Origin of the sequence: Photorhabdus noenieputensis, assembly GCF_018448935.1 — a bacterium.
Taxonomy (GTDB): Bacteria; Pseudomonadota; Gammaproteobacteria; order Enterobacterales; family Enterobacteriaceae; genus Photorhabdus; species Photorhabdus noenieputensis.
This window is the reverse complement of sequence record NZ_RCWC01000036.1, coordinates 1-26,359: the sequence shown is the minus strand read 5'-3', so window position 1 is coordinate 26,359 and position 26,359 is coordinate 1. Positions and strand designations below refer to the sequence as shown.

General features: G+C 41.2%; 34 protein-coding genes. 29 read left to right on the top strand and 5 right to left on the bottom strand.

Going from position 1 to position 26,359, the window contains the following annotated elements; all coding sequences use genetic code 11:
* Nucleotides 1-108 precede the first annotated feature (108 nt).
* The 5 genes from EAE91_RS19420 (at nucleotide 109) to tauD (ending at nucleotide 4,322) form a co-directional block, all read left to right on the top strand.
* Nucleotides 109-717 carry a LysE family translocator gene (locus EAE91_RS19420; RefSeq protein ID WP_214089923.1) on the top strand — a complete coding sequence of 203 codons (609 nt, stop codon included), beginning with the start codon at nucleotides 109-111 and terminating at the stop codon, nucleotides 715-717.
* 124 nt (nucleotides 718-841) lie between these two features.
* Entirely contained in the window at nucleotides 842-1,861 is a 1,020-nt protein-coding gene (tauA, locus tag EAE91_RS19415) for a taurine ABC transporter substrate-binding protein (protein ID WP_376744768.1), read from the top strand.
* On the top strand, nucleotides 1,848-2,615 hold the full coding sequence (gene tauB, locus EAE91_RS19410) for a taurine ABC transporter ATP-binding subunit (RefSeq protein WP_214089922.1): 768 nt from the start codon (nucleotides 1,848-1,850) through the stop codon (nucleotides 2,613-2,615). The genes tauA and tauB overlap by 14 nt, the downstream gene beginning before the upstream one ends.
* Nucleotides 2,612-3,460, top strand: a complete 849-nt coding sequence (gene tauC / locus EAE91_RS19405; protein ID WP_214089921.1) for a taurine ABC transporter permease TauC — start codon at nucleotides 2,612-2,614, stop codon at nucleotides 3,458-3,460. The genes tauB and tauC overlap by 4 nt, the downstream gene beginning before the upstream one ends.
* Entirely contained in the window at nucleotides 3,453-4,322 is an 870-nt protein-coding gene (tauD, locus tag EAE91_RS19400; protein ID WP_214089920.1) for a taurine dioxygenase, read from the top strand. Before tauC ends, tauD begins: the two co-directional genes overlap by 8 nt.
* 29 nt (nucleotides 4,323-4,351) lie before the next feature.
* On the opposite strand, the gene murP is transcribed toward tauD, so the two are convergent.
* The 3 genes from murP to EAE91_RS19385 all read right to left on the bottom strand — a co-directional run bounded on the left by murP (nucleotide 4,352) and on the right by EAE91_RS19385 (nucleotide 7,585).
* The gene (gene murP, locus EAE91_RS19395; protein ID WP_214089919.1) at nucleotides 4,352-5,803 is read right to left on the bottom strand and encodes a PTS N-acetylmuramic acid transporter subunit IIBC; all 1,452 of its coding nucleotides are present in this window, start codon (nucleotides 5,801-5,803) and stop codon (nucleotides 4,352-4,354) included.
* 29 nt (nucleotides 5,804-5,832) lie between these two features.
* Nucleotides 5,833-6,738 carry an N-acetylmuramic acid 6-phosphate etherase gene (gene murQ, locus EAE91_RS19390; protein ID WP_214089918.1) on the bottom strand — a complete coding sequence of 302 codons (906 nt, stop codon included), beginning with the start codon at nucleotides 6,736-6,738 and terminating at the stop codon, nucleotides 5,833-5,835.
* Between the two features lie 367 nt (nucleotides 6,739-7,105).
* Nucleotides 7,106-7,585 (bottom strand): Hcp family type VI secretion system effector, encoded by a 480-nt coding sequence (locus tag EAE91_RS19385; protein WP_214089917.1) that lies wholly within the window; start codon nucleotides 7,583-7,585, stop codon nucleotides 7,106-7,108.
* A 362-nt stretch (nucleotides 7,586-7,947) separates the two neighbouring features.
* Between EAE91_RS19385 and EAE91_RS19380 the strand changes: the two genes are divergently transcribed.
* The 11 genes from EAE91_RS19380 to EAE91_RS19330 all read left to right on the top strand — a co-directional run bounded on the left by EAE91_RS19380 (nucleotide 7,948) and on the right by EAE91_RS19330 (nucleotide 13,834).
* Nucleotides 7,948-8,154, top strand: coding sequence for a hypothetical protein (locus EAE91_RS19380; RefSeq protein ID WP_214089916.1), 207 nt, complete (start codon nucleotides 7,948-7,950; stop codon nucleotides 8,152-8,154).
* 43 nt (nucleotides 8,155-8,197) lie between these two features.
* The gene (locus EAE91_RS19375) at nucleotides 8,198-9,067 is read left to right on the top strand and encodes a hypothetical protein (protein WP_214089915.1); all 870 of its coding nucleotides are present in this window, start codon (nucleotides 8,198-8,200) and stop codon (nucleotides 9,065-9,067) included.
* On the top strand, nucleotides 9,057-9,458 hold the full coding sequence (locus EAE91_RS19370) for a DUF1240 domain-containing protein (RefSeq protein WP_214089914.1): 402 nt from the start codon (nucleotides 9,057-9,059) through the stop codon (nucleotides 9,456-9,458). Before EAE91_RS19375 ends, EAE91_RS19370 begins: the two co-directional genes overlap by 11 nt.
* A 47-nt stretch (nucleotides 9,459-9,505) precedes the next feature.
* The gene (locus EAE91_RS19365) at nucleotides 9,506-9,907 is read left to right on the top strand and encodes a DUF1240 domain-containing protein (RefSeq protein WP_214089913.1); all 402 of its coding nucleotides are present in this window, start codon (nucleotides 9,506-9,508) and stop codon (nucleotides 9,905-9,907) included.
* Between the two features lie 47 nt (nucleotides 9,908-9,954).
* Entirely contained in the window at nucleotides 9,955-10,356 is a 402-nt protein-coding gene (locus tag EAE91_RS19360; RefSeq protein ID WP_214089912.1) for a DUF1240 domain-containing protein, read from the top strand.
* 197 nt (nucleotides 10,357-10,553) lie between these two features.
* Nucleotides 10,554-10,775, top strand: coding sequence for a DUF1240 domain-containing protein (locus tag EAE91_RS24770; protein ID WP_312150816.1), 222 nt, complete (start codon nucleotides 10,554-10,556; stop codon nucleotides 10,773-10,775).
* Nucleotides 10,776-10,822: 47 nt separating this feature from the next.
* Complete coding sequence (locus EAE91_RS19350) at nucleotides 10,823-11,221, top strand: DUF1240 domain-containing protein (RefSeq protein WP_214089911.1); 399 nt, start codon at nucleotides 10,823-10,825, stop codon at nucleotides 11,219-11,221.
* A gap of 154 nt (nucleotides 11,222-11,375) precedes the next feature.
* Entirely contained in the window at nucleotides 11,376-11,669 is a 294-nt protein-coding gene (locus EAE91_RS19345) for a DUF1240 domain-containing protein (RefSeq protein ID WP_312150813.1), read from the top strand.
* A 47-nt stretch (nucleotides 11,670-11,716) separates the two neighbouring features.
* Nucleotides 11,717-12,115, top strand: a complete 399-nt coding sequence (locus tag EAE91_RS19340; RefSeq protein WP_214089910.1) for a DUF1240 domain-containing protein — start codon at nucleotides 11,717-11,719, stop codon at nucleotides 12,113-12,115.
* A 1-nt stretch (nucleotide 12,116) separates the two neighbouring features.
* The gene (locus EAE91_RS19335; protein WP_244868942.1) at nucleotides 12,117-12,533 is read left to right on the top strand and encodes a DUF1240 domain-containing protein; all 417 of its coding nucleotides are present in this window, start codon (nucleotides 12,117-12,119) and stop codon (nucleotides 12,531-12,533) included.
* 410 nt (nucleotides 12,534-12,943) lie between these two features.
* Nucleotides 12,944-13,834, top strand: a complete 891-nt coding sequence (locus EAE91_RS19330) for a LysR family transcriptional regulator (RefSeq protein WP_214089909.1) — start codon at nucleotides 12,944-12,946, stop codon at nucleotides 13,832-13,834.
* A 292-nt stretch (nucleotides 13,835-14,126) separates the two neighbouring features.
* On the opposite strand, the gene EAE91_RS19325 is transcribed toward EAE91_RS19330, so the two are convergent.
* Nucleotides 14,127-16,052 (bottom strand): ABC transporter ATP-binding protein, encoded by a 1,926-nt coding sequence (locus EAE91_RS19325; RefSeq protein WP_214089908.1) that lies wholly within the window; start codon nucleotides 16,050-16,052, stop codon nucleotides 14,127-14,129.
* Between the two features lie 122 nt (nucleotides 16,053-16,174).
* Here EAE91_RS19325 and kefG point away from each other — a divergent pair, with 122 nt between their 5' ends.
* From kefG to slyD, 4 genes are all read left to right on the top strand, one after another.
* Nucleotides 16,175-16,726 (top strand): glutathione-regulated potassium-efflux system ancillary protein KefG, encoded by a 552-nt coding sequence (kefG, locus tag EAE91_RS19320; protein ID WP_036779977.1) that lies wholly within the window; start codon nucleotides 16,175-16,177, stop codon nucleotides 16,724-16,726.
* A 2-nt stretch (nucleotides 16,727-16,728) separates the two neighbouring features.
* On the top strand, nucleotides 16,729-18,573 hold the full coding sequence (kefB, locus tag EAE91_RS19315; protein WP_214089907.1) for a glutathione-regulated potassium-efflux system protein KefB: 1,845 nt from the start codon (nucleotides 16,729-16,731) through the stop codon (nucleotides 18,571-18,573).
* On the top strand, nucleotides 18,557-18,760 hold the full coding sequence (locus tag EAE91_RS19310; RefSeq protein WP_036779975.1) for a YheV family putative zinc ribbon protein: 204 nt from the start codon (nucleotides 18,557-18,559) through the stop codon (nucleotides 18,758-18,760). The genes kefB and EAE91_RS19310 overlap by 17 nt, the downstream gene beginning before the upstream one ends.
* An 88-nt stretch (nucleotides 18,761-18,848) precedes the next feature.
* Nucleotides 18,849-19,427 carry a peptidylprolyl isomerase gene (gene slyD / locus EAE91_RS19305; protein ID WP_036779972.1) on the top strand — a complete coding sequence of 193 codons (579 nt, stop codon included), beginning with the start codon at nucleotides 18,849-18,851 and terminating at the stop codon, nucleotides 19,425-19,427.
* Between the two features lie 101 nt (nucleotides 19,428-19,528).
* Here the strand turns inward: slyD and EAE91_RS19300 are convergent, their stop codons facing one another.
* On the bottom strand, nucleotides 19,529-19,747 hold the full coding sequence (locus tag EAE91_RS19300) for a protein SlyX (protein ID WP_214053477.1): 219 nt from the start codon (nucleotides 19,745-19,747) through the stop codon (nucleotides 19,529-19,531).
* A gap of 264 nt (nucleotides 19,748-20,011) precedes the next feature.
* Between EAE91_RS19300 and fkpA the strand changes: the two genes are divergently transcribed.
* The 9 genes from fkpA to EAE91_RS19255 form a co-directional block, all read left to right on the top strand.
* Nucleotides 20,012-20,776, top strand: coding sequence for an FKBP-type peptidyl-prolyl cis-trans isomerase (gene fkpA, locus EAE91_RS19295; protein ID WP_214089906.1), 765 nt, complete (start codon nucleotides 20,012-20,014; stop codon nucleotides 20,774-20,776).
* Between the two features lie 307 nt (nucleotides 20,777-21,083).
* Nucleotides 21,084-21,806, top strand: coding sequence for a helix-turn-helix transcriptional regulator (locus EAE91_RS19290; RefSeq protein WP_036779966.1), 723 nt, complete (start codon nucleotides 21,084-21,086; stop codon nucleotides 21,804-21,806).
* On the top strand, nucleotides 21,806-22,201 hold the full coding sequence (tusD, locus tag EAE91_RS19285; RefSeq protein ID WP_214089905.1) for a sulfurtransferase complex subunit TusD: 396 nt from the start codon (nucleotides 21,806-21,808) through the stop codon (nucleotides 22,199-22,201). Before EAE91_RS19290 ends, tusD begins: the two co-directional genes overlap by 1 nt.
* A 9-nt stretch (nucleotides 22,202-22,210) precedes the next feature.
* Nucleotides 22,211-22,570, top strand: a complete 360-nt coding sequence (gene tusC / locus EAE91_RS19280) for a sulfurtransferase complex subunit TusC (protein ID WP_214089904.1) — start codon at nucleotides 22,211-22,213, stop codon at nucleotides 22,568-22,570.
* Between the two features lie 20 nt (nucleotides 22,571-22,590).
* On the top strand, nucleotides 22,591-22,878 hold the full coding sequence (gene tusB, locus EAE91_RS19275; RefSeq protein ID WP_214089903.1) for a sulfurtransferase complex subunit TusB: 288 nt from the start codon (nucleotides 22,591-22,593) through the stop codon (nucleotides 22,876-22,878).
* 135 nt (nucleotides 22,879-23,013) lie between these two features.
* The gene (gene rpsL, locus EAE91_RS19270; protein WP_011144815.1) at nucleotides 23,014-23,388 is read left to right on the top strand and encodes a 30S ribosomal protein S12; all 375 of its coding nucleotides are present in this window, start codon (nucleotides 23,014-23,016) and stop codon (nucleotides 23,386-23,388) included.
* A gap of 97 nt (nucleotides 23,389-23,485) precedes the next feature.
* The gene (rpsG, locus tag EAE91_RS19265) at nucleotides 23,486-23,956 is read left to right on the top strand and encodes a 30S ribosomal protein S7 (protein WP_011144816.1); all 471 of its coding nucleotides are present in this window, start codon (nucleotides 23,486-23,488) and stop codon (nucleotides 23,954-23,956) included.
* Nucleotides 23,957-24,037: 81 nt separating this feature from the next.
* Nucleotides 24,038-26,146, top strand: a complete 2,109-nt coding sequence (gene fusA, locus EAE91_RS19260) for an elongation factor G (RefSeq protein ID WP_214089902.1) — start codon at nucleotides 24,038-24,040, stop codon at nucleotides 26,144-26,146.
* A 71-nt stretch (nucleotides 26,147-26,217) separates the two neighbouring features.
* On the top strand, nucleotides 26,218-26,359 hold a 142-nt coding region (locus EAE91_RS19255; protein WP_072161945.1), incomplete at its 3' end, for a GTP-binding protein.

The following is a 26,359-nucleotide window of genomic DNA, read 5'->3' as shown; positions in this document are numbered from 1 at the left end:
TCATAATGGTTTCGAGTTAAATTGATTAGTTATCTTGTATGGTGAATAACATACTGATATTTTCTGTGAAAGGGAAACGCCATTGTTCAGGATGAAAGGTAACTCTTCATGACAGCAAGCCTGATTTTTTCATTAACGACTTTTTTATTTATTTCTGCCATTACCCCGGGTCCAAACAACATGTTGCTGACTTCATCAGGCGCTAACTTCGGTTTTACCCGTTCTTTGGGGTTGCTCTTTGGCGTTGTTCTGGGCATGCAGACGATTTTATATCTGGCTGCTTTCGGAATAGCGGCATTGCTGTTGGTCTATCCTGCTATTCACACGGTGATGAAAATTGCAGGTAGCTTCTATTTGCTGTGGTTAGCATGGAAAACAGCAACGGCCAGTTACCGGCGTCTGGATACCAAAGATAGCGCTGTTATCAAGCCGGTGCGGTGGTATCAAGGTTGGTTGTTGCAGTTTTTGAATCCGAAAGCTTGGCTGATGGGGTTGGGTGCGGTTGGCAGCTACAGTATTGCCGGTGATCACTATCTCTATTCCATCATCGTGATCAGTATCGCGGTGATGTTTATCAATTTCTTGTGCGGCATGGTGTGGGCGGGTTTTGGTTCATTGATAGGGACGTTACTCCGTAGTCGCAATGCTTGGTTTATTTTCAATATCATGATGGGCGTATTAACGGCAACTTGTGTGCCATTAATCTGGCTTGGGTAATTCAGGCAGTTAATTGCGTTTTTAGTTATAGAAAATATTATTTTATTCTTTTTTACTTTAGCAAATATCTACAACACTTATTCTGATGTACCTCGTCTTTAATTTTGACATTGGAGGTGTTTAAGTGGGTAGATCCGCTCTTGTGGTTTATCTTTTTTTTCTGGCGCTCTGGCTGTTGGTTCCTGTTGTTCAGGCGAACAGTGAGCAAGTCACGATTGCTTATCAAACTTCACCAGAGCCGGCAAAAGTTGCTCAGTATAACGGCGATTTTGCCCGGCGATCGGGTGCTGATGTTCAGTGGCGGAAATTTGACAGCGGTTCTACGGTGCTACGAGCGTTAGCTTCTGGTGATGTGCAGATAGGCAATATGGGGTCTAGTCCGTTAGCGGTTGCTGCCAGCCAGAAATTGCCGGTAAAAATTTTTCTAATTGCTTCCCAGTTAGGGCAATCGGAAGCACTGATTGTTAATCAAAAAATCACTGAACCTTCTCAGCTTATCGGCAAGCGCATTGCTGTTCCTTTCATTTCTACCGCTCACTACAGCTTGTTGGCTGCATTGCATCACTGGCAGATAGATCCAAAGCTGATCAAGATTATTAATCTACAACCACCAGCGATTGTTGCCGCATGGAAGCGCGGTGATATTGATGGAGCTTTTGTCTGGTTACCTGCCGTGAATGAATTAGCTACAACGGGCCGTGTACTGATCGATGCAGCACAAATTGCTCAATGGGGAGCGCCAACGCTGGACGTATGGGTTGTCCGTAATGATTTCGCGGAACAACATCCTGAATTGGTCACGATATTCGTGAAAAGTGTGCTGGATGAAAATCAGCGCTATCTGACTTCCCCTGAAAAATGGTTGGCAAATAACAAGAATATTGCTGCGGTATCGAGATTGAGTGGTTTATCGGAAGACAAAATCAGTCAATGGATACTCACCAATCGTTATCTGAATGCTGATCAGCAGTTGAGTTTATTAAGATCAGAAATGGCGAAAGTGATTCGTGATACGGCTGAATTTCTGCAACAACAGGGTAAAGTTTCACAGATTGTTGATAATTATCAGGATTATGTGACAGATAAATTTATTAAGGAGGTCGTTTCATCAACCACGGCAGGAGGGAACGATGTTACAAATTAGTGGTTTAACAGCCAGATATCAGGACGAAGAAGTTCTTCGTGATATCAGTTTTGATATTACCGCCGGGCAATTTGTAGTGATCCTTGGGCCATCCGGCTGTGGCAAAACAACCTTGTTGAATCTGATCGCGGGTTTTCTCACGCCTTTCTCCGGTGATATTTGGCTGAATGGTAAACCAGTAACTGGCCCCGGTGTGGAGCGTGGAGTGGTGTTTCAACATGAAGGATTGATGCCGTGGTTGAATGTGCTGGATAACGTAGCTTTGGGGCTGAAATTTGCCGGTGTGTCTAAAAAACAGAGATTGGAGACTGCTCGGCAGATTATTCATCAGGTTGGTTTGAGTGATTACGAAGATAAATATATTTGGCAACTGTCTGGCGGCCAACGACAGCGGGTGGGTATTGCGCGTGCATTGGCGGTGGAACCTCAACTATTACTGCTAGATGAGCCGTTTGCTGCGCTTGATGCTTATACCAGAGAACAGATGCAGGAACTTTTGCTGACTATCTGGTGTGACAGTAAAAAACAGTGTCTGCTGATTACTCATGATATTGAAGAAGCCATATTTATGGCAACTAATCTCTATTTAATGGAATCTTCGCCGGGAAGAATTGTTGAACGGATTACCCTCGATTTTGGTCAACGATTTGCAGATGGGGAATGTAGCCGCAGTATTAAATCTGATCCCAATTTTATTATCTGCCGTGAATATGTGTTGGAACGCGTGTTCAGATACCGGAGGGTTTTGGTATGAGTCTTTATCAGGAACAGGAAGCCGGTGTGGTGGCCCTGCTGAAAAATAGTAAAAGACGTTTTAAACCAATTCCTATCGGGGTGCTATGGAGATTGGTTACCGTTGTTACTTTGCTATTTATCTGGTGGCTGGTGACAACATTGGGCTTAATTGAATCCGTATTATTACCGGCACCGGGTCAGGTGGTACATCAACTAATAACCGCAGCGAGTGAACAAGGGTTTATGGGGGCGACGTTGTGGCAACATTTGGCAGCCAGTTTGAGCAGAATATTACTGGCTTTATTAGCCGCAGTAGCTATTGCTATTCCGATAGGAATAGCAATGGGGCTGAATGAAAAAATCCGGGCGGTGATAGATCCTTTGATTGAACTGTACCGACCTGTCCCTCCGTTAGCGTATTTACCTTTGATTGTCATTTGGTTTGGGATCGGAGAAACCTCAAAGGTTTTACTGATCTGGCTGGCAATTTTCGCGCCGGTGACGTTATCTACCGTGATGGGGGTACAAAATGTTGAGCAAGTGCGAATAAGAGCAGCACAGGCATTGGGTGCCAGTCGTTGGCAACTACTGAAACACGTTATTCTACCTAATGCTTTGCCGGAGATATTGACTGGCCTGCGTATCGGGCTTGGTGTTGGCTGGTCAACTTTAGTGGCCGCAGAACTGATTGCCGCCACACAAGGGTTAGGTTTTATGGTGCAATCGGCGGGTGAGTTTCTGGCAACTGATATGGTTGTGGCGGGAATCATTGTCATTGCGTTGATTGCATGTGGCTTAGAGTTGGGATTGCGGGCCATTCAACGTCACTTAATGCCGTGGCATGGGGTAAACAGTCATGAATGAACGTCTAAACATCATCCCGTTGGGACCTTATATTGGCGCGCTGGTGGAACAGACCGATTGCACTAAGCCGATGACAGATATTCAGTTTGAACAACTGTATCACGCACTGTTAAAGCATCAGGTATTATTCTTTCGTAATCAACCTATTACACCAATACAACAACGTGATTTAGCAGGCCAATTTGGTGATTTACATATTCATCCGGTTTACCCTCATACACCAGAAAGTGAAGAGATTATTGTTTTGGATACTCATGACAACAATCCGCCTGATAATGATAACTGGCATACGGATGTGACTTTCATTGAAACACCACCGATGGGCGCGATTCTAGCGGCTAAAAAAGTCCCGCCGTTTGGTGGAGATACGCTGTGGTGCAGCGGTATCGCTGCGTTCGAAGCATTGTCAGAGCCTTTCAAAACATTGCTGATAGGGCTTGAGGCTGAGCATGATTTCACTAAGTCTTTTCCTGAACATCGACATCGAAGTTCTAAAGAGCAACATCAGCGCTGGTTAGCGGGTAAAGAGAAAAACCCGCCTCTGTTACATCCGGTTGTCAGAACACATCCCGTTTCTGGTCGTTCAGCGTTGTTTGTTAATGAAGGCTTCACCACCCGGATTGTTGGTCTCAGTGATAAGGAGAGTGAAGCGATTTTGAACTTTCTATTTGCTCATGTTACTAAACCTGAGTTTCAGGTGCGTTGGCGCTGGCAGGAGAATGACATTGCTATTTGGGATAATCGGGTGACTCAACACTATGCTAATGCGGATTATTTGCCTCAGCGTAGGATTATGCACCGAGCAACGATTCTGGGTGACAAGCCGCGTTATTTTTATAGAGCCAATGAAAAAGTGAGATGATAGTGAATGAAAGGAGTCATTCGCTATCATCAGGTTAAATCGACATTTTTACTGCCAAATAGCAAAGTCATGACAAAGCCGCTGATATAAGCAACCACTAGCCCGGCGGCGTACACTGCCATTCCGGCAAAAATACCGCTGTTTGAGGTCATCAGTGGCAGTGCTACCAATCCAGATGGACCAAAAACCGTATTCAACCCAACAGGTAATCCCAAATAAGCCACTAAACCGATAAAGAAACCACCGGCGGCACCGCCCAAACAGGCGGTGATAAAAGGTTTAATCCGTGGCAGTGTGACGCCGTAAATCAAGGGTTCACCGATGCCGAGCAAGCCAGGAATAATGGCACCTTTTATCTGCGTGCGCAGCAGAGAGTCTTTTTTCGCTTTGACATACAGCGCCAGCGCTGCACCAACTTGTCCTCCGCCTGCCATTGCCAGGATTGGGAACAGAGAATTAAATCCTTGTACGTCCATTAGTGCGAAATAGACGGGAACAAACCCTTGGTGAATACCAAACATAACAGCGAGTAAAAATAGCCCAGCCAATATCGCTGTGCCAAAAGGATTGCCGTTAAGGTGAAGGAATAACCATGACATGCCGCTAAATAGATAACTCCCCAATGGCATGATAAAGATAAAGGCAATGGCTCCCATGATTAGCAGAGTAATAGCCGAAGTGAGGATCATATCCAGATTATCTGGCATGATCTTACGCACTTGTCGTTCTACCCATGCTCCCAGAATAGCGGCGATAAGAACGCCGATAATATTGCCGCGTGGATCGATGCTATAACCAAAGAAAGTAGAAATACCGGAATAAAAACCGCTGGTGGCATCCGGGTTATAACTGAGTACAAACAGCGAAGCGATAATGGCACCATTTATTCCTGATCCACCAAATGCTTTTTGCGCGTTATAACCGATCAGGATACTCAGAAAACTGAATATGCCTTTACTGAAAACTTTCATATAGCCGATGATTTCAACCAAAATGGTATTAGGGTGTTTAACACCTTGAATGGCTATCTGTTCAAGTAAAGTGGCAAAACCGAGAAGTAAACCAACGGCAATGAAACCGGGGATCAATGGCGTAAAAATGGTAGCGAACTTGGTCAGGAATTTGTGTACCGCACTTACCTGCTTCTCTTTAAGTTGCTTTTTATTAGCAGAAGCAATATTGGTTAAATTAGAGCCGCTTGGTTTTGATTGTTCTGTAGGAGTAGAAGAATTTAGCAATTCATTCATTATTTCAGCCGCTGCTTGAGCTTTTCCCGGCCCAAGCACAATCTGAAACTGATTGTCGCTTTCGACAATACCTAACACATTGGGGATCTGTTTTAACGCGGTTTTATCCACTTGCGTACTGTCACGCAGTGTTAGTCGCAGACGGGTCATACAGTTGCCACATTGCGCCACATTATTTGCATTGCCGATAGCTTTAAGGATCTGGGCAATGACTGTCTGATTAATTTTAGCCATCTTCTTACTCCTTCTCAGCAGGGAAGTCGTTACCGAACGGCTGAGAGCGTCGGTCGAATAAAACCGTGATGTTTTTCCAGTAAAGCCTTTGCTTGTTGAGCATTGACGCCAGCCAGAATCATCACAATGGCGGTTTTACAATGTCCATCACATTCAGCCAGTGCCTGCTCCGCTTGTTCACGATTGCATTCTGTGGCGGTCATAACGATATTTTTCTGCCTTTCAACCAGTTTGGCGTTCGTCGCTTCTACGTCTACCATCAGGTTGCCATAAACTTTACCTGTACGGATCATGGCACCGGTGGTCAGCATATTCAGAATTAGCTTTTGTGCGGTACCGGCTTTCATACGTGATGAACCTGTGACGATTTCTGGCCCAACTATTGGTGTAATAGCAATATCGGCAGCTTGTGTCATCGGGCTTGCCGGGTTGCAGCTAATGCAGGCAACGGTCGCACCGATGGATTTCGCATACGCCATTGCACCCAAGACATAAGGTGTGCGGCCGCTGGCGGCAATGCCAACCAGTACATCTTTTGCATTAAAGTTTAGCGCTTGAAGATCATTTGCGCCCAGTTGTTGGTTATCTTCTGCATTCTCAACCGCATGTAGAATGGCCTGATACCCGCCGGCAATTAACCCAACCACTTGTTCCGGTTTGGTGCCATAAGTGGGTGGACACTCACTGGCATCCAAAATCCCTAATCGGCCCGATGTACCGGCACCGATATAAATTAAACGACCGCCGTGACGAAATGCTTCGGCAATTTTATCTACCGTTTCAGCGATTTTCGGCAAAGTTTGCTCTACAGCCAGTGCGACTTTTTTGTCTTCATCGTTAATCAGTTTTAGCATTTCAAGGGTTGGTAAAGTATCAATGTTGGCACTGGCTGGATTGCGGCTTTCGGTAACTATATTGTTGAGATTGATTTTCATATTGTTTTCCTAAGAGAATATTCTGGGATTGATAATAAAAAATCATTTATTCTTAAAATGTGATTATTATCACGGTGTTAATTGTTTGAAATGTGTTGAAGATTAAGCGTCTTTTATGTTCATGATAGTGACTTAATCAGTTAAAGTCAGTTTATTAACATTGTATTAATAGAGTGCTTACTTTCTTACTGGCCGTTATACCGCTTGAAGTTAAAAACGTTGTATTTCTTGGTTGAACTTGGGGCATCAAAAGGCATTGGTTTTATTGGAAAAAATAAATGAATACGGTGTTATTTCTACAATTATTGAAGTAATTAGTGTGTGAGCAGAGTTAAGCATATATATATATGCTTAACTCGGTTTATTTTTAATAAATTCTATCATCCCATATACTATAGGCAGATGTGCCGGCGGTTATGTGATTCCAAGATATGGATTTATATTTGAGAGAGATTTTTTCGTACGGCATCATTTCATTATCGTTTATTGAATGTGGGTAGACGCAAGAAATGTCAGTAATGCTCGCTTCTATGAGCTTGACCTCATAGAAAAGTTCTAACTGTCCAGCGAAATTTGTTCTGTAAAAGAAGAAAATCGCATTCACTAGTTCATTTGAAGATATTGCGGATGCTAACAGCGGGGATGATTTATCGATTGGCTTGATAAATTGTACCGGGTGATGCTCGACATTTTTTTGGCGAGTTATTGTGTGATTCAAATTCAGTACCTGTATTTGATCTTCGTGCCCCTTTTGGTATCGGTTTCCTATGGAGTCTAGCATTGAACAACCGGCAGAAATTAAACCTTGTTTCTTACCATCTAAAGATAAATAAATTATATGTGACATAAGTAATTACCATACAAATTTTTTACTTAAATTACCTGAGACTGTATATCCAGGCGGTGAAGGTATGACCTTAACACTAAAATATGAAGAAATTAATAGTTCAATGTTGAATTTCTCCATTGAAGGATAGCAACAGTAATATAAGGGCGTATTTAGAAAATGGGATTTGAAATTTTTTGCTCAATAATGTATTTATTACTTTCATTCTTAAACATCAGGCGTTATTTTGTATTGCTATACAGGAACTTAACTGTAAGTGTTCTGTATTTGTTTAACATTTTGTTATTATATGGTCGACATGACTATTTTTTATGTAATATAGTGCTACATCCGAACTTTTAATTGCTAATGGGGTTAGTCGTATGAACGATAGAGATAGGGAAGAGTTACTACAACAGCTCAGTGATGTATTAGTGAATAGCCCGTTAATTCCAGAGGAAAAATTGGCAATGATGATGATGCAGTGTTTTCAGTTATTGTTGTCAACTCAAGCCTGTGCGATCGATATGAAGATTTCAGATGGCCGTGTTCTTTCTCTCAAATTGGAAACTCCGGCGGTTAAACACTGATGTGATAATTTTTGGTTTTAAGAAGTATGAAAAGGGTTTTACGATGACATATAAAAAATACAACCCCTCGCCGGAGGGCTATATGGGGGATTTCCTGAGAGGTCAAGTTGGGGTTAACCAATTAAAACCTCAGCATGAATTCTTTGATTCTATTGGTCTCGAAAAGCAGTTAAGAGAGAATACAACCTATATTGCGTTGCTATCGTTAGATGAAGCGAAAGATGTTCTGGAAGATATTGATTCGCCAAAACCCAAAAGTCCATTTATAAAGAAAATATTTGAGATTACCGATCCCATATCACCCTATGCAGGTAACATACATGATTCTTTTGATCTCTTTAATGTTATAGGAGAATTTAAAAGATTAGGGATTAAAGCGACAGAGTATGTGGGTAAGGATGGAAACAGATATATTAAAATATCAGGTTATGCGGGAGTTAGAAAGATCATTACTGCTTCAAGATATAAAGCCTCTAACATGAAGGTGGTATCTATGGGGATTGGGCAGAAAGGACTAAATAGCGGCATAGTTAAAGGAATGAAGTTTAGTATATTCTTTTCCGCAGCTTATCGAACGGTTGAACTTATGTTTAAGGATGAATACACACTGGCTGATTTTCTAGGTAATATTGCGGTAGATCTGGCTAAGACAGTAGTAGCAGCTTTTGTTTCTTGGGCTATTGGGTCTTTGATGATATCTACATCTATTGTCACTTTTGGTGTAATTGTTGTAGCTGGTATTGTGTTTGGTATAGGTGTTTTCACAGTGTATATACTTGATAGTGTAGATAAAAAATTTAAAATTAGTGAAACTATCATTAATCTCCTCAAAAAAGAGATGGAAAGAAAACCAAGAATTCCAGAAGCTAATTTTAATCGGTTTCTTCATAATTGGGGGGTGTATGGAAAATAAAAAAAAGATTATACATATCACCGTTGCTGCTGCTACTTTTGTTTTAGTATCACTAGGGTTCTTTTTGACAGGAGAAAATCTGGTTTCTTTAGTTAAGATGGATGAGAAAATAACATTCTCAAGTAGTGTTATTATTATGTTATTTTTTTCTCCTTTGATTTGGTATTGTATGGTTTCTATTATTCTTTCTAATATAACAAACCGTTGCCCAAAGTACCATGATAGTTTCATAAAATACTTTGGTTCGATAGCCATTATTTCACTTTTTTTAAGTTTTCCTACATCTTTGTATGTGAATTATAAGTTAAGAAGTGATGGCTATTTGGTATGTCCAAGAATATCTTGGATGTCTCCGAATACCTATGTGAAAGATATTAATCTATGTGATTGATATTATTAGGTTTGGTTTCAATCAATTTCTTAATAACTAGGGGAGTTATGGGAAATAAAAGAAAGATTATACATGTCATCGCTGCTCTTGCTATTTTTCTTTTAGCTTTATTTGCTTTTTTTTCAACCGGAGAAAATTTGGTTTCTTTAGTTAGAATGAGTGAGAAAATAATATTCTCTGGTGGTGTTGTTATAATATTTTTTTCTTTTCCTTTGGTTTCTTATGCTATATTTTTTATAGTTTTTGTTACTATAAGTGGTCATTATCCAAAGCATCATGATGGTTTTGTTAACTGTTTTGGGACGATAGCTATTATTTCATTTTTTTTAGGTTTCCCTGCATCTTTGTATGTGCATTATAAATTAAAAAGTGATGACTATTTGGTATGTCCAAGAATCTCTTGGATGTCGTCTAATACCTATGTGAAATATATGAAGCTATGTGATTGATATAGTTGTATTTGATTTCAACTAATTTCTTCATAATTGGGGGCGGTATGGGAAATAAAAGAAAGATTATACATATCATCGCTGCTCTTGCTATTTTTCTTTTAGCTTTGTCTACTTTCTTCTTGACAGGAGAAAATATAATTTCTTTAATTGAAATGGATGGGCAAATAACATTCTCAGGTCGTGTTGTTATAATATTTTTTTCTTCTCCTTTGATTTTGTATTATATGATTGCAGTTATTTTTGTCAATATAACTGGTCGTTCTCCAAAGCATCATGATGGTTTTGTTAACTGTTTTGGGACGATAGCTATTACTTCATTTTTTTTAAGTTTTCCCATATCTTTCTATGTGCATTATAAGTTAAAAAGTGATGATTATTTGGTATGTCCAAGAATCTCTTTGACGGCACCGAATACTTATGTGAAAGATATGAAGTTATGTGATTGATATGAGTGATATGGTTGTGGATAGTAAAAGAAAAATAATACACATTATTTGCGCGATTTTCATATTGTCTTTGATGTCGTTTTCTATGTATATAGTAAGTGAATATTTGCTTTCGTTTATTTTAATGGATGAAAAAATAACATTTTCAGGTAATGTTATGATATTCTTTTTTTTCATTCCCTTTTATTGTTTATTTTGTGGTTTCAGCTGTTTATCTTGCTTTTGCAAAGCGTTATCCAAAATACTATGACACCTGTGCAAAATATTTATTTGTGATAGCGATTGTTTCAGTTTTTTTGAGCTTTCCCGTCTCCTTCTATGTGGACTATAAACTGAAAAGTGATAACTATTTGGTATGTCCAAGAATTTCCTGGACGTCGCCGAATACTTATGTGAAAGATATGAAGCTATGTGATTGATATTGTTGTATTTGACTTCAATAAATTCCTTAATAACTGGGGGAGATATGTTAAATAATAAAATAATACGTATTATCGGTACTCTTGCTATTTTTATTTTGACGTTATTCGCTGTCTTTTTGGCAGGGGGAAATTTAGTTTCTTTAGTCAAAATGGATGAGAAAATAACATTCTCAAGTAGTGTTATTATTATATTATTTTTTTCTCCTCTGCTTTTTTATTCTTTCTTCTTTATTATTTTTGTCAGTATAACTGGTCGCTATCCTAAGTATCATGATAGTTTTAATAAGTATTTTGGGACGATAGCTATTATTTCGTTTTTTTTAAGTTTTCCTACATCTTTGTATGTGCATTATAAGTTAAAAAGTGATAACTATTTGGTATGTCCAAGAATATCTTGGATGTCTCCGAATACTTATGTAAAAGATATGAAGCTATGTGATTGATATTGTTATATTTGACTTCAATCAATTCCTTAATAACTGGGGGAATTATGGGAAATAAAAAAAGGCTATACATATCACCTGCGCTCTTTTTGTTTTCATTCTGACGTTATTCACTTCTTTTTTAACAGGGGAGAATTTAAATTCTCTAATTAAAATGGATGAAAAAATAATATTTTCAGGCAGTGTTTTTATGATATTTTTTTCTTCTCCCTTGGTTTTTTATTATGTTTTTTTTATTATTTTTGTTAATATAACTGGTCGTTATCCAAAACATCATGATAGCTTTAACAAATATTTTTGTTCGATAGCTATTGTTTCAATTGTTTTAAGTTTTCCTATATCTTTGTATGTGAATTATAAGTTAAGAAGTGATGGCTATTTGGTATGTCCAAGAATATCCTGGTCGTCGCCTAATACCTATGTGAAAGATATGAGGCTATGTGATTGATATTATTGTATTTGATTTCAATCAATTCCTTAATAACTGGGGGAGATATGGTAAATAATAAAATAATACGTATTATTTGCGCAATTCTTTCATTGGCTTTAATGTCGTTTTGTATGTTTATAGTAAGTGAAGATTTATTTTCGTTAATTTTAATGGATGAGAAAATAACATTTTCAGGTGGTGTTTCCATTTTCTTTTTTTCTTTTCCTTTAATTTCATATTATATTATTTTGGTTATCTTTATTAATATAACTGGTCGTTATCCAAAGAGTTACGATATCTTTAATAAATATTTTTGTTCGATAGCTATTGTTTCAATTTTTTTAAGTTTTCCTACGTCTTTATATGTGAATTATAAGTTAAAAAGTGATGGCTATTTGGTATGTCCAAGAATATCCTGGATGTCTCCGAATACTTATGTGAAAGATATGAAGCTATGTGATTGATATGAGTGATATGGTTGTGGATAAGAAAAGAAGAATAATTCATATTATTTTGGCGATTTTTGTATTGTCTCTGGTATCTTTGGGTATGTTTGCTTCTGTTGATAGTCTATTTTCAGTGATTACAATGGCTGAGGCAATCTCTTTTTCCAATGGGATAATAGTTGCGTTTTTTTTCTTCCCATTGGTTTTTTATTTCTTGATTTGTTCTATTTATTTAAATTTAACAACACGTATTCCAAGGTATCATGATGTTTATGTTAAATATCTTGCTATGATAGCTATTGTTGCATTTTTTTTGAGTTTTCCTATATCTTTTTATGTGAATTATAAACTGAGGAGTGAGAATTACTTGATATGCCAAAAGATGTCTTGGATGTCACCGAATAAATATGTAAAAAATATTAAGCTATGTGATTAATGTTAGTTTTATTGGTGGGTGGAGGCGAGATTTGATTTAAAAATGACGATTAATAGTTATATTTCCAGAATGATGCTTACCTGCTATATTTTGCTATCCTGTAGAGTAGAAAATACATGTCATTGGGTGCATAGGCGTTACTATAGGGAAAACACCAAAAAATCGGAAAATTTATTATCTTCTAACGCATTTAATTTAATTGAATTATTTATTCGGTTACCTTATAGAGTATAAAGGAATTATGGTATAAATAAACTATTTGTCAAAATTTTTATAATAAATTAATTGATCATCTTATAATTGTTGTTTAATCTCTATTTAGTTAATTTCAGTTAAGTCTAAATTATTTAGTCTATTGTTGAAATAATAACGCAAGCAAAGTTTGAAAGATAAACCCGAATGGTGGAGATATGGATATACGTAATCTCAAAGCTTTTATCGTGTTAGCTGAAACACTTAATTATCATAAGGCTTCTCAAATACTACATATTTCACAACCTGGGTTGACTAAGAAGATTAATGCACTGGAAGAAGAATTTGGGGCGCTTTTGTTTTCCAGAGGGCCGAGTGGTACTAGGTTGACTGATTTTGGACAAAAAACCTTTGAGAATGCTCAGAAATTACTAGGTCATTTTAAGCATTTTCAAACTCAGGTTAATCATGATTTGCAATATGATTCGCCACATTACCTTTATGTTAGCTCTTGTTTTCCTATTTATGATTCTGGAAAAATGGAGGAGCGGTTTTTTCTATCTAGTAAGGAAAAGGTTGAGCTTGTGCTAATTACGGGGCTGACATTTGAACAGCAAATGAATCTATTAAACTCTGGTTTATTACATATCGCCATTGTTCCTTTACCATTAACTTCATCACTTATGCCACGGAAGATTTTTACTGAAAAACTTGTTTACCTTTTCAAAAAAGGCAGTGATTGGACGCAGAATTTTGCTAAATTAAATAAGGAAATAGTGCCATTATATGGCTTTATTGATACTGGTGAGAGTGATATATCGATTGATTTTACCTATGGTATTAATACATTTTCTATTTATGATAATAGTATGAATTTAATATTAAGAACTAATGATATCATGGTAATGATTGAGCTGATAATTAAACGCAATGGTTTTTCTTTAGTGCCGGAAAAAGTTATTCGTTCAATTCCATCACAATATCTGGGTTCATTAGAGATGTTAAAAACCGATATGGAGATTGATTTTGGTATCTTATGGAGTCCAGTGATCGATTATGAATTGGTAAGTGAAGCGGAATTATTTTCTTCATTAATTGATAATATGTGAATGAGAGAGATGGCTGTTATTTATATAGGGAGGCGTAATTATATTAAAATTATATGGTCATATTATTGTGGATAAAAATAAAATTTATGCAGGTTATTACGGTTGAAATTATCTATTGCTGTTTTGTGATAGATTAGGAATTTAATTAATGCCATGAATTATAAATTCACAATGGTATTGTTAATATTTTGGATAATGTATTGGTATTCTCAATGAAATGAATATTATTGAAAAATAAAGCGGATTATTTTCTCCGCTTTATTTTTTATTGAATGATAATGTATTAAATTATTTATCCTTCAAACTCTTGCGTCATTTTTTCAAGTTGTTCCTGAATATCCATCCATGCTAATTCAATTTCTTCCAGTTTTGATTTGGTCTGATTTTGTTTTTGCAGGTATTCAGTCAATTCGGTTTTACGGCTGCTATCATAAATAGCGCTGTCTGAAAGTTGATTTTCTAGTGCAACCAGTTCGTTACCTAGCTTCTCCATTTGTTTTTCCAGATCAGCAAGCTGTTTGCGCAGTGGTTGTGTTTGGTTACGGAAGTCAGCTTGACGCCGTTTTTGATCTTTTCTTTCCTGAGCGCTTTGGCTGGATGTCTCTTTTTCCTTATCGTTGTTTTCACGTAGTTGCTGATTTTGTTGACGTTGTTGATCGGTTAGCCATTGTTGATAATCTTCTAAATCGCCATTGAACGATTCTACCCGGCCATCATGAACCAGATACAACTCATCTGTTGTTGAACGTAATAGATGTCGGTCGTGGGAAACCACAACTAATGCACCGTCAAAGTCGATCAACGCTTCTGTCAGTGCTTGACGCATATCTAAGTCGAGATGGTTCGTTGGTTCATCAAGCAACAGAAGGTTAGGGCGTTGCCAGACCATCAATGCCAAAACCAAACGTGCTTTTTCTCCCCCGGAAAAACGCCCACTTGGGTCGGTCACTTGATCGCCTTTGAAACCAAAGCCGCCCAGATAATCCCTCAGTTGCTGTTCTGTTTCCTGTGGCGCAATGCGGACTAAATGCTGTAATGGCGATTCATCCGCACGCAAATATTCCAGTTGATGCTGGGCGAAATACCCCAGTTTAATCCCTTTAGCTAATTCTACCGTTCCACTTTGAGATTGCAGCTCACCAGCTAACAGTTTAATCAACGTGGATTTACCTGCGCCATTACGGCCGAGCAGACCAATGCGGGAGCCGGGAACCAGATTCAGCTTGATGGAATTTAAAACAGTCCGTTCGCCATAGCCTGCGCTGACCTTTTCCATTTTCAGGAGTGGGTTGGGCAGACTTTCTGGTTTACGGAAACTGAAATGAAATGGGTTATCAACGTGGGCAGGAGCGATCAACTCCATCCGCTCTAACATCTTGATACGGCTCTGAGCCTGTTTGGCTTTGCTGGCCTTGGCGCGGAAACGGTCAATATAGCTTTGCAGATGGGCGACTTTCTCTTGCTGACTTTTATAAAGAGCCTGTTGTTGCGCCAGTTTGGTCACGCGTTGGCGTTCGAAAGATGAGTAGTTGCCGCTGTACTCAAACAGCGATTGTTGCTCTATATGCAGGATCTTGTCGGCAATAGGGTCGAGAAAATCCCGATCATGGGAGATAAGGATTAATGTCCCGGGGTAGCTTTTCAGCCATTTTTCCAACCAGATAACCGCATCCAGATCAAGATGGTTAGTCGGTTCATCAAGCAACAATAAGTCAGAACGGCAGAGTAGTGCCTGAGCTAGATTGAGGCGCATGCGCCATCCACCGGAAAAGGCACGTACAGGTTGATCGAGTTGCTCTTGAGAGAAACCTAAGCCGTGCAACAAACTGGATGCTCTTGAACGGATCGTCCAGGCTTGAACCGTGTCCAGTTGACTGTGTAGGTGAGCGATCAGATTACCGTCATTTTTTTCATTGGCTATCCGCAGTTGTTGTTCCAGTTGGCGGAATTCACGATCACCATCGATAACATATTCCAGAGCAGGTATTTCCAAGGCAGGCGTTTCTTGATTCACCCAAGACAGCGCCCAGTTACTGGGAAACGTGAATGTGCCGGCTTCCGCTTGAAGCTCCTTTTTTAATAATGCAAGTAGGGTAGATTTGCCACAGCCATTTTTCCCTACCAGACCAACTTTCTGTCCGGGATTAATAGTGGCGCTGGCATTATCCAGCAAGACACGGGTTCCGCGACGAATTTGTAATGAAGAGAAAACAATCATAAGTATCGTTTGTATAAAATATGTTAAATTAGCAGTAACAGATAATAAGCGTTTTAATTTTATCACTTTGTATGCATGTTAACGGAAAATACGTGTCCTGACACGTTCTTGAGGAGGGAACGATGTTACAGCCGCCTAAAGTCCTGCTGCTGTATGCCCATCCTGAGCCACAGGATTCAGTAGCAAATCGTGTTTTGTTACAACCTGTGCAGGGTTTAGAGCATGTTACGATTCACGACTTATATGGAGCTTATCCAGATTTTTTTATTGATGTTCATTATGAGCAGCAACTGCTTCGAGAGCATCAGGTGATTGTTTTTCAACACCCACTGTATACCTACAGTTGTCCCGCTTTATTAAAGGAGTGGATGGATCGTGTACTGACCCGGGGGTTTGCCAGTGGTATTACTGGATTGGCGTTACAGGGAAAATATTGGCGTTCAGTGATTACTACAGGGGAACCGGAAAGCACTTTCCGGGCCGATGGGTATAATCTCTATCCAATGGAAGAGATCCTTCGTCCTTTTGAACTCACCGCGGCGATGTGCCGTATGCATTGGTTATCACCAATTATTGTTTATTGGGCGCGTCGTCAAAAACCTGAACTTCTTGCCATCCATGCTAATGATTATCGTGAATGGCTCAAATCGCCATTGTCATTAGGAGGGCTATAGTTATGGAGCATTCAGCGCAATTGAGCGCCGGTGTATTGTTTTTATTTGCTGCCGTTGTGGCAGTGCCAATCGCACAGAAATGCAAGATTGGCGCTGTATTGGGTTATTTGTTGGCAGGGATTGTCCTAGGCCCGTGGGGGTTGAGCTTTATCAGGGATGTTGATGATATTCTTCATTTCTCTGAGTTGGGGATTGTTTTCCTGATGTTTATCATCGGCCTTGAACTTAACCCCGCTAAACTCTGGCAACTCAGACGATCTATTTTTGGTGTCGGTGCGGCTCAAGTTATTTTCACGGCGAGTGTGCTGGCGGTGTTGCTATATCTGACCGATTTTTCATGGCAGGCGGCGGTTATTGGTGGTATCGGTATGGCGATGTCCTCAACGGCAATGGCCCTGCAACTCATGAAAGAGAAGGGCATGAACCGCAATGAAGGCGGACAGCTTGGTTTCTCGGTTTTGCTATTTCAAGATATGGCGGTAATCCCGGCTTTGGCATTGATTCCGCTGCTGGCAGGTGGAACAGCATCCGGTGACTGGTATCGAATAGCGTTAAAAATCGCTGCTTTTGCTGGCATGTTGCTCGGTGGCCGTTATCTGTTACGTCCGTTGTTTCGTTTAGTTGTCAGAGCTGGAGTCCGTGAGCTATTTACTGCGGCGGCGTTATTGGTGGTACTCAGCTCTGCGCTATTTATGGAAGCGCTCGGTTTTTCTATGGCGCTGGGAACCTTTATCGCCGGGGTATTACTGGCAGATAGCGAATACCGCCATGAACTGGAAATATCCATAGAACCGTTTAAAGGATTACTGTTAGGGCTGTTTTTTATTTCGGTCGGTATGTCTCTGAATCTGGGAGTACTACTAATACATTTGTCCGAAGTACTACTTGGTGTGCTGGCTTTGGTGATTGTCAAAGGCATTGTTCTGTATCTGATCGCAATGATTGCTGGCTTGCGGGGGGCATCCTGCCTGCAATTTTCCGGCGTACTTAGCCAAGGGGGAGAGTTCGCCTTTGTTCTGTTTTCTGCGGCACTAAGCCAGAATGTGCTCAATAGTGGGCAGATGGCTTTGTTGCTGGTCGTGGTGACGATATCGATGATGACAACGCCGCTTGTTATGCAATTGATAGATGCTATTCTGGCACGTCGTTATAATGCCCAAGATGAGACGGATGAACAGCCTTTTGTGGAAAATGATGATCCGCAGGTGATTTTAGTGGGTTTTGGCCGGTTCGGGCAGGTAATTGGTCGCCTTCTAATGGTGAATAAAATTCGGGTAACGGTGTTAGAGCGCGATGTCAGTGCTGTGAGTACGATGCGGCGTTATGGCTATAAAGTTTATTATGGCGATGCGGCTGAGTTGGAGCTGCTACGTTCGGCAGGTGCGGATAAAGCCAAAGCGATAGTCATCACCTGTAATGAGCCGGAAGATACCATGATGATCGTTCATTTATGCCAGAAACATTTCCCGAATCTGCATATTATGGCGCGAGCCAGAGGACGCCTGGAAGCGCATGAACTGCTGCAAAATGGAGTAAAAAATTTCACCCGTGAAACTTTCTCCAGCGCTTTGGAGCTGGGGCGTAAAACCTTAGTTGAATTGGGAATGCATCCGCATAAAGCTAATCGTGCAAAACAACATTTCCAGCGGTTAGATATGCGGATGCTGAGAGAACTCATGCCGCAGCTACAGGGAGATGTGGCTCACATATCTCGTATAAAAGAGGCGCGGCGGGAACTGGAAGAGCTGTTTGAACGGGAAATGCTGAATGAACGTCGCCAACCGGATGGTTGGGATGAGCATGAATATATGAATAATAGCGGAGCAAATCATGTCAGTAAGTCGTAAAAGATTTATTGCTGGTGCTGTCTGCCCAGAATGTCACTCTCAGGACACACTCGCAATGTGGCGAGAAGATCAGGTTGATGTGGTGGAATGTGTCCATTGTGGTCACCAACAACGCCAGACTGATGAGAAAGTGACCTCTCATGTCAGAAAGCAGGAACAGGTTATTGGTATTTTTACCCCACAATAATTATGTGAATATTAGCGCGAGTGAGTACAGAGACTGAAAATTCCGCTACAATCGGTAAAAATTTTTAGACCCACGGGTAGGAGATGTCATGAAAGTAGCAAAAGACTTGGTAGTCAGCCTGGCTTATCAAGTAAGAACAGAAGATGGTGTTTTAGTTGATGAGTCACCGGCAAGTGCGCCGTTAGACTATCTGCATGGCCGTGGTTCATTGATTAGCGGTTTGGAAAAGGCGCTGGAAGGCCGTGAGGCTGGTGAGAGTTTTGATGTCAGCGTGCAGGCTGATGATGCTTATGGTCAGTATGATGACAATCTGGTTCAGCGTGTGCCAAAAGATGTCTTTGTTGGTGTTGATGAACTGGAAGTTGGCATGCGTTTCTTGGCTGATACCGATATGGGGCCGGTACCCGTAGAAATTACAGCGGTTGAAGACGAGCATGTTGTGGTTGATGGTAACCATATGCTGGCTGGTCAGAATTTGAAATTCAATGTTGAAGTCATCGCCATCCGTGAAGCGACTGAAGAAGAATTGGCTCATGGTCATGTTCATGGCGCTCATGGTCACGAACATGGCGAAGGCGGCTGCTGTGGCGGTCACGGCCATGACGACGGTCATCATCACCATCATGATGAAGGACACGGATGCTGCGGTGGCGGCAGTTGCCACTGATAAGCTAAAGCGGATAGTGCATTTTTAATATTTAAAAAAACGGGGCAAGTTTGAATATTCAGTTTCGATACTTGCCCCGGTTTATTGTGATTTATGTCTTGCTAGTAATGAGGCGGAGGCGTCTCCTCAGATGGTGAAGCAACCATTGAGGGTTGAGTGGCTTTTAATCGTTCTGTCATCAACCGCAAATGTTCTTTTAATCTAGCTATCTCCATTTGTTGCTTAGTCACTACCTGATTTAATTCTTCGATAGTTATGTCTTGAAAGGCAATTCGACTTTCCAAATGCTCCAGCCGTTGCTCAAATTTTGACAGTTCCATGATCTACCTCCCATGTCAGGTCCTTATTGCCAGTGTTAAATGCCTCATATTAATTAATATTAGCCTACTATGCCCAGAATATTCTGTGAAATGCGGTTATTATGAAACCTCTTGTCATTTATGTTGTCTTAATTAAGTTTGGGGCACTAAAACAGCAAATATTGTTTTTAACAAACATTGTGTTGTGCTCCTGTAGGAAGTTATAGTGACTTGATTGCATAACTTTTGCTGACGATAAATCCCCCAAAGCTATTGGAGAAACAGATGAAATCATTGTTTAAAGTTACCCTGCTTGCTACCACATTAGCGATGGCTTTCAGCGCCCCTCAGGTGTTGGCGGCTAAAGCAGATAGTCAGAGTAGCACAGAATTGAACAGCGCATTTAAAACAGAAGATCAGCAAAATGCTTATGCTCTGGGCGCATCTTTAGGGCGTTATATGCAAAACACCCTGAAAGAACAGAAATCTCTAGGTATCCCATTGGATAAAGATCAATTGTTATCGGGTGTGCAGGATGCTTTTAATGATAAGAGTAAACTGACTGACAGTGAAATTGAAAATACGCTGCGTGCATTTGAAGGGAAAGTGAAGTCTGCCGCTGAAGCTAAGATGGAAAAAGAAGCTCGCGAGAATGAAGCTAAAGGCGCTAAATATCGTGAAGAATTTGCTAAGGAAAAAGGTGTTGTTAAGAGCAAAACCGGCCTTTTGTATAAAATAGAGAAGGACGGTAATGGGAAGAAACCTGTGGCAAGCGACACGATAGTTGTGAACTATCGGGGGACATTGATTGATGGTAAAGAGTTCGATAGTTCCTATAAGCGTAATGAGCCACTTTCTATTCGTCTGGATGGCGTTATCCCAGGTTGGACAGAAGGTTTACAGAATGTGAAAAAAGGCGGAAAAATTAAACTGGTTATTCCACCAGAGCTGGCCTACGGTAAAGCGGATCTGCCAGGTATTCCTGCAAATTCTACATTAGTATTTGATATCGAGTTGTTGGATATTAAAGCGGATACCAAAACTAAGTAAGCTGTTCGCTAAATATCTTTGATGAATACGGATAAAACCGTTGGTAGAGATTCTGTCAACGGTTTTTTGTTACTGAAAGCTGTGATAGAGACCAAATGTCTGAGTAGCAATGGCTTGACGATGATGTCATGTGGTTTTAACGTCAATATTTCATGTGAATGCAAAGATCTTTGATTAAGATCTCTGTTAAGCTGCAACAATTGAGTTTTCACAAGAAATTTTTATAGGTTTATCACGTTGTGTTTTTAGCAAGACCACGTTGTATTTTTAACAAGACGTTGTCTGCGTTTGAAGGATGGTGTATTGAATGTCTAACCCGTTATTATCTGGCGATATCAGTGATGTCGATTTACTGGAAAACCAACCGTTTACTGAAACGGACCACGAAATTTTAAAATCTTATGAAGCCGCGGTTGATGGCTTGGCTATGCTGATTGGTGGGCATTGCGAGATTGTCCTTCACTCACTGGAAGATCTTAAATGTTCAGCCGTCAGAATAGCTAACGGAGAACATACAGGTCGTAAAATAGGTTCACCGATTACTGATCTTGCGTTGCGCATGTTACATGACATCACGGACGAAGATTGTAGTGCATCCAAAGCCTATTTTACCCGGGCGAAAAGCGGTTCATTGATGAAGTCAGTCACAATTGCGATCCGCAACCGGAATCGCCGGGTGATCGGCCTCCTGTGCATTAATATGAATCTTGATGTCCCTTTCTCTGAAATTATTCAGACATTTATTCCAGAGGAAACACATGATGTCGCACCAAATGTAAATTTTGCCTCATCCGTGGATGATTTGGTTGCGCAAACGCTGGAATATACTATCGAAGAAGTCAATATTGATCGCAGTGTATCCAATAATGCCAAGAACAGACAGGTGGTTCTGAATCTCTATGAGAAAGGCATTTTTGATATTAAAGATGCAATCAATCAGGTTGCTGAGCGTTTAAATATTTCTAAACATACTGTTTATCTCTATATTCGCCAGTTTAAAAATGGTGAATGTTTAGGGCCTGAGCGGTAATGTCTTCATTGTCTTATTGTCTGCTGGTTACTGGGCCCGCATATGGCACTCAGCAAGCCAGCAGTGCTTACCAATTCGCGCAAGCCTTGATTACGATGGGGCATAAACTTAATACCGTATTTTTTTATCGGGAAGGGGTTTATAACGGCAATCAGTTGACGGTACCAGCCGGTGATGAGTTTAACTTGGTTAGCGCATGGCAAGCGATGGCGAAGGAACACCGGTTTAGCATGCATATTTGTATTGCCGCTGCCCTGCGTCGTGGCGTTCTTGATGCTCAGCAGGCGAATGAGTTGAATTTACCGGTAGCAAACCTAGCGGAAGGGTTTGAATTAAGTGGATTGGGAACACTGGCTGAAGCGATGTTGACTTGCGACCGTGTGGTGCAATTCTGAGGGGCAAAAATGAAAAAAATTGCTTTTGTCTTCACTAAAGCACCTCATGGTAATGCAGGAGGTAGGGAAGGTTTAGACGCATTGTTGGCAACTTCGGCATTAACAGAAAAGATAGGGGTATTTTTTATTTCTGACGGCGTACTTCAGCTACTACCGAATCAGCAGCCTGACAGAATTCTCGCCAGAAACTATATCGCTACTTTTAAGGTGTTGCCTTTGTATGATATTGACGAATGTTATTTGTGCCAGGAAGACCTTGTAATGCGTGGGTTAAGCTCAATCAATCGTTTTGTTCTGGACGCGGAAGTGATCCCTGCGGAAACAATTCGTCAGAAGTTGGTTGACTATGATGTTGTGCTGACATTCTGAGCTGTTGGAAGAACAATAATATGCTATATACTGTTGGCCGATCGCCTTATCAATGTGATTTCAATGCGATATTCAAGCTGTTTGCCCGTGGTGATGACATCCTGTTTATTCAGGATGGTGTACTGGCAGGAATTGAAGGTAATTGTTATCTGCCGACTCTGATCAGTTGTGGTGCTACCTTGTATGCGCTGAAAGAAGATGTTGAGGCGCGGGGATTGAACGAGCAGGTTTCAAACAAAGTGCAAGTGATCGACTATACTGACTTTGTTAACCTGACGGTAAAACATCATCAACAATTCGCCTGGTAGTTGAGAAAAGACTGTATATTTCTTGACACCCTGACGAGTCAGCCATAAAATTCCGCGTCCTCGTGTTTTGCCGTTGGGCAGACAAGAGATTTAATCCGTGTTTACGAAGCAAAAAAACCAGGAGTTTTTTTAATAATGGCAACTATTAACCAGCTGGTGCGCAAACCCCGTAGCATGAAGGTTGCAAAAAGCAACGTTCCTGCTCTGGAAGCTTGCCCGCAGAAGCGTGGCGTATGTACTCGTGTATATACCACCACCCCTAAAAAACCAAACTCTGCACTGCGTAAAGTATGTCGTGTGCGTTTGACTAACGGTTACGAAGTTTCTTCCTACATCGGTGGTGAAGGCCACAACTTGCAGGAACACTCCGTAATTCTGATCCGTGGCGGTCGTGTTAAAGACTTGCCAGGTGTGCGTTACCACACTGTTCGCGGTGCACTGGACTGCTCCGGTGTTAAAGACCGTAAACAAGGTCGTTCTAAGTACGGTGTGAAGAAGCCAAAAGCTTAATGGTTCTCCGTTAAGTAAGGCCAAACATTATTTACTTTAATGTCAAAATAAACTCGTAGAGTTTTGGACAACCCTGAATTCGAAACGGAGTATTTCCATGCCACGTCGTCGTGTAATTGGTCAGCGTAAAATTTTGCCAGATCCAAAGTTCGGATCTGAATTACTGGCCAAATTTGTCAATATCCTGATGGTAGATGGTAAAAAATCTACCGCGGAAGCAATTGTATATAGTGCGCTTGAGACCCTGGCTCAGCGTTCTGGTAAAGAACATCTGGAAGCGTTTGAACTTGCATTGGATAATGTACGTCCAACCGTGGAGGTTAAGTCCCGCCGTGTTGGTGGTTCTACTTATCAGGTACCAGTTGAAGTTCGTCCGGTTCGTCGCAATGCGTTGGCAATGCGTTGGATCGTTGAAGCTGCTCGTAAACGCGGTGATAAATCTATGGCTCTGCGCCTGGCGAACGAATTATCTGATGCAGCCGAAAATAAAGGCACTGCTGTTAAGAAACGTGAAGACGTTCACCGTATGGCAGAAGCTAACAAGGCGTTCGCACACTACCGTTGGTAATCCCATCATAGTGATGATGCCCTGGGTGGCTGCTCTGCCACCCAGATTTACATTGAACGTCCTAGGATATAGAGGAATCAAATGGCTCGTACAACACCTATTGCACGTTACCGTAACATCGGTATCAGTGCACATATCGACGCCGGTAAAACCACCACTACCGAACGTATTCTGTTCTACACTGGTGTAAACCATAAGATCGGTGAAGTTCATGATGGCGCTGCTACTATGGACTGGATGGAACAGGAGCAGGAGCGTGGTATTACCATCACCTCCGCAGCAACAACTGCTTTCTGGTCAGGTATGGCTAAGCAGTTTGACGCGCACCGTATCAACATCATCGACACCCCAGGGCACGTTGACTTCACTATCGAAGTAGAACGTTCCATGCGTGTTCTTGACGGTGCCGTAATGGTTTATTGTGCGGTTGGTGGTGTTCAGCCACAGTCTGAAACCGTATGGCGTCAGGCAAATAAATATAGAGTTCCACGTATCGCGTTCGTTAACAAAATGGACCGTATGGGAGCGAATTTCTTACGCGTTGTTGAGCAGATCAAAACTCGCTTGGCGGCAAACCCAGTACCTCTGCAATTAGCCATTGGCGCAGAAGATGTTTTCACCGGTGTTGTTGACCTGGTGAAAATGAAAGCCATCAACTGGAACGATGAAGATCAGGGAACTACCTTCACTTATGAAGATATCCCGGCTGATATGCAGGATCTGGCGGAAGAATGGCGTAACAATTTGATTGAAGCCGCTGCGGAAGCATCAGAAGAGCTGATGGAAAAATACCTTGGCGGTGAAGAACTGACTGAAGAAGAGATCAAAGCTGGTCTGCGTCATCGTGTTCTGACTAACGAAATTATCCTGGTTACCTGTGGTTCTGCATTTAAGAACAAAGGTGTTCAGGCAATGCTGGATGCGGTTATTGAATACCTGCCAGCACCAACGGATGTTGAGTCTATTAAAGGTATTCTGCCAGACGGTAAAGATACGCCGGCAGAGCGTCATTCTGACGACAACGAACCATTTTCGGCACTGGCGTTTAAAATCGCGACCGACCCATTCGTTGGTAACTTGACCTTCTTCCGTGTCTACTCTGGCGTGGTTAATTCCGGTGATACCGTTCTTAACCCAGTGAAAGACAAAAAAGAGCGTTTTGGCCGTATCGTTCAGATGCATGCTAATAAACGTGAAGAAATTAAAGAAGTTCGTGCAGGTGACATCGCCGCGGCGATTGGCCTGAAAGATGTGACTACCGGTGATACTCTGTGTGATATCAACGCGCCAATTATCCTGGAGCGTATGGAATTCCCAGAGCCAGTCATCTCTGTTGCTATCGAGCCAAAAACTAAAGCTGACCAGGAAAAAATGGGTATCGCTTTAGGTCGTCTGGCTCAGGAAGACCCATCATTCCGCGTGTCTACCGATGAAGAAACTGGTCAGACTATTATCGCTGGTATGGGTGAGCTTCACTTGGATGTCCTGGTTGACCGTATGCGTCGTGAGTTCAAAGTTGAAGCGAACGTCGGTAAACCTCAGGTTGCTTACCGTGAAACCATCCGTTCTACTGTTGAACAAGAAGGTAAATTTGTTCGTCAGTCTGGTGGTCGTGGTCAGTTTGGTCACGTATGGCTGCGTATTGAGCCAATGGAACCAGGTGGCATAGGCTATGAATTCGCTAACGAAATCGTTGGTGGTGTTGTTCCTAAAGAATATATCCCGGCAGTAGATAAGGGTATTCAGGAACAAATGAAAAATGGTGTTCTGGCCGGTTACCCGATTGTTGACGTTAAAGTGGCGCTGTTCGATGGTTCTTACCACGAAGTTGACTCTTCTGAAATGGCGTTCAAAATCGCAGGTTCTATGGGCTTCAAAGAAGGCTTTATGAAGGCGAAACCAGTTCTGCTGGAGCCTATCATGAAAGTTGAAGTTGAAACACCAGAAGACTACATGGGTGACGTTATCGGTGACCTAAACCGCCGCCGTGGTATGATTGACGGTATGGAAGATATGACTACCGGCAAAATCGTACGTGCTCAGGTACCATTATCTGAAATGTTTGGTTATGCTACTGACCTGCGTTCTCAGACCCAAGGTCGTGCTTCTTACTCTATGGAGTTCCTGAAGTACAATGAAGCGCCGAGCAACGTCGCTCAGGCTATTATCGAATCTCGTAAAGCTAAATAAGTTTTTCGGGTTTAATATCTAGATTCAGCTCCCTCCCCTATGATGAGGGAGCGATATTAAGGAATAGAGTCGTGTCTAAAGAAAAATTTGAACGTACAAAACCGCACGTTAACGTTGGTACTATCGGCCACGTTGACCACGGTAAAACTACCCTGACTGCTGCTATCACTACTGTACTGGCTAAAACCTACGGTGGTAACGCTCGTGCATTCG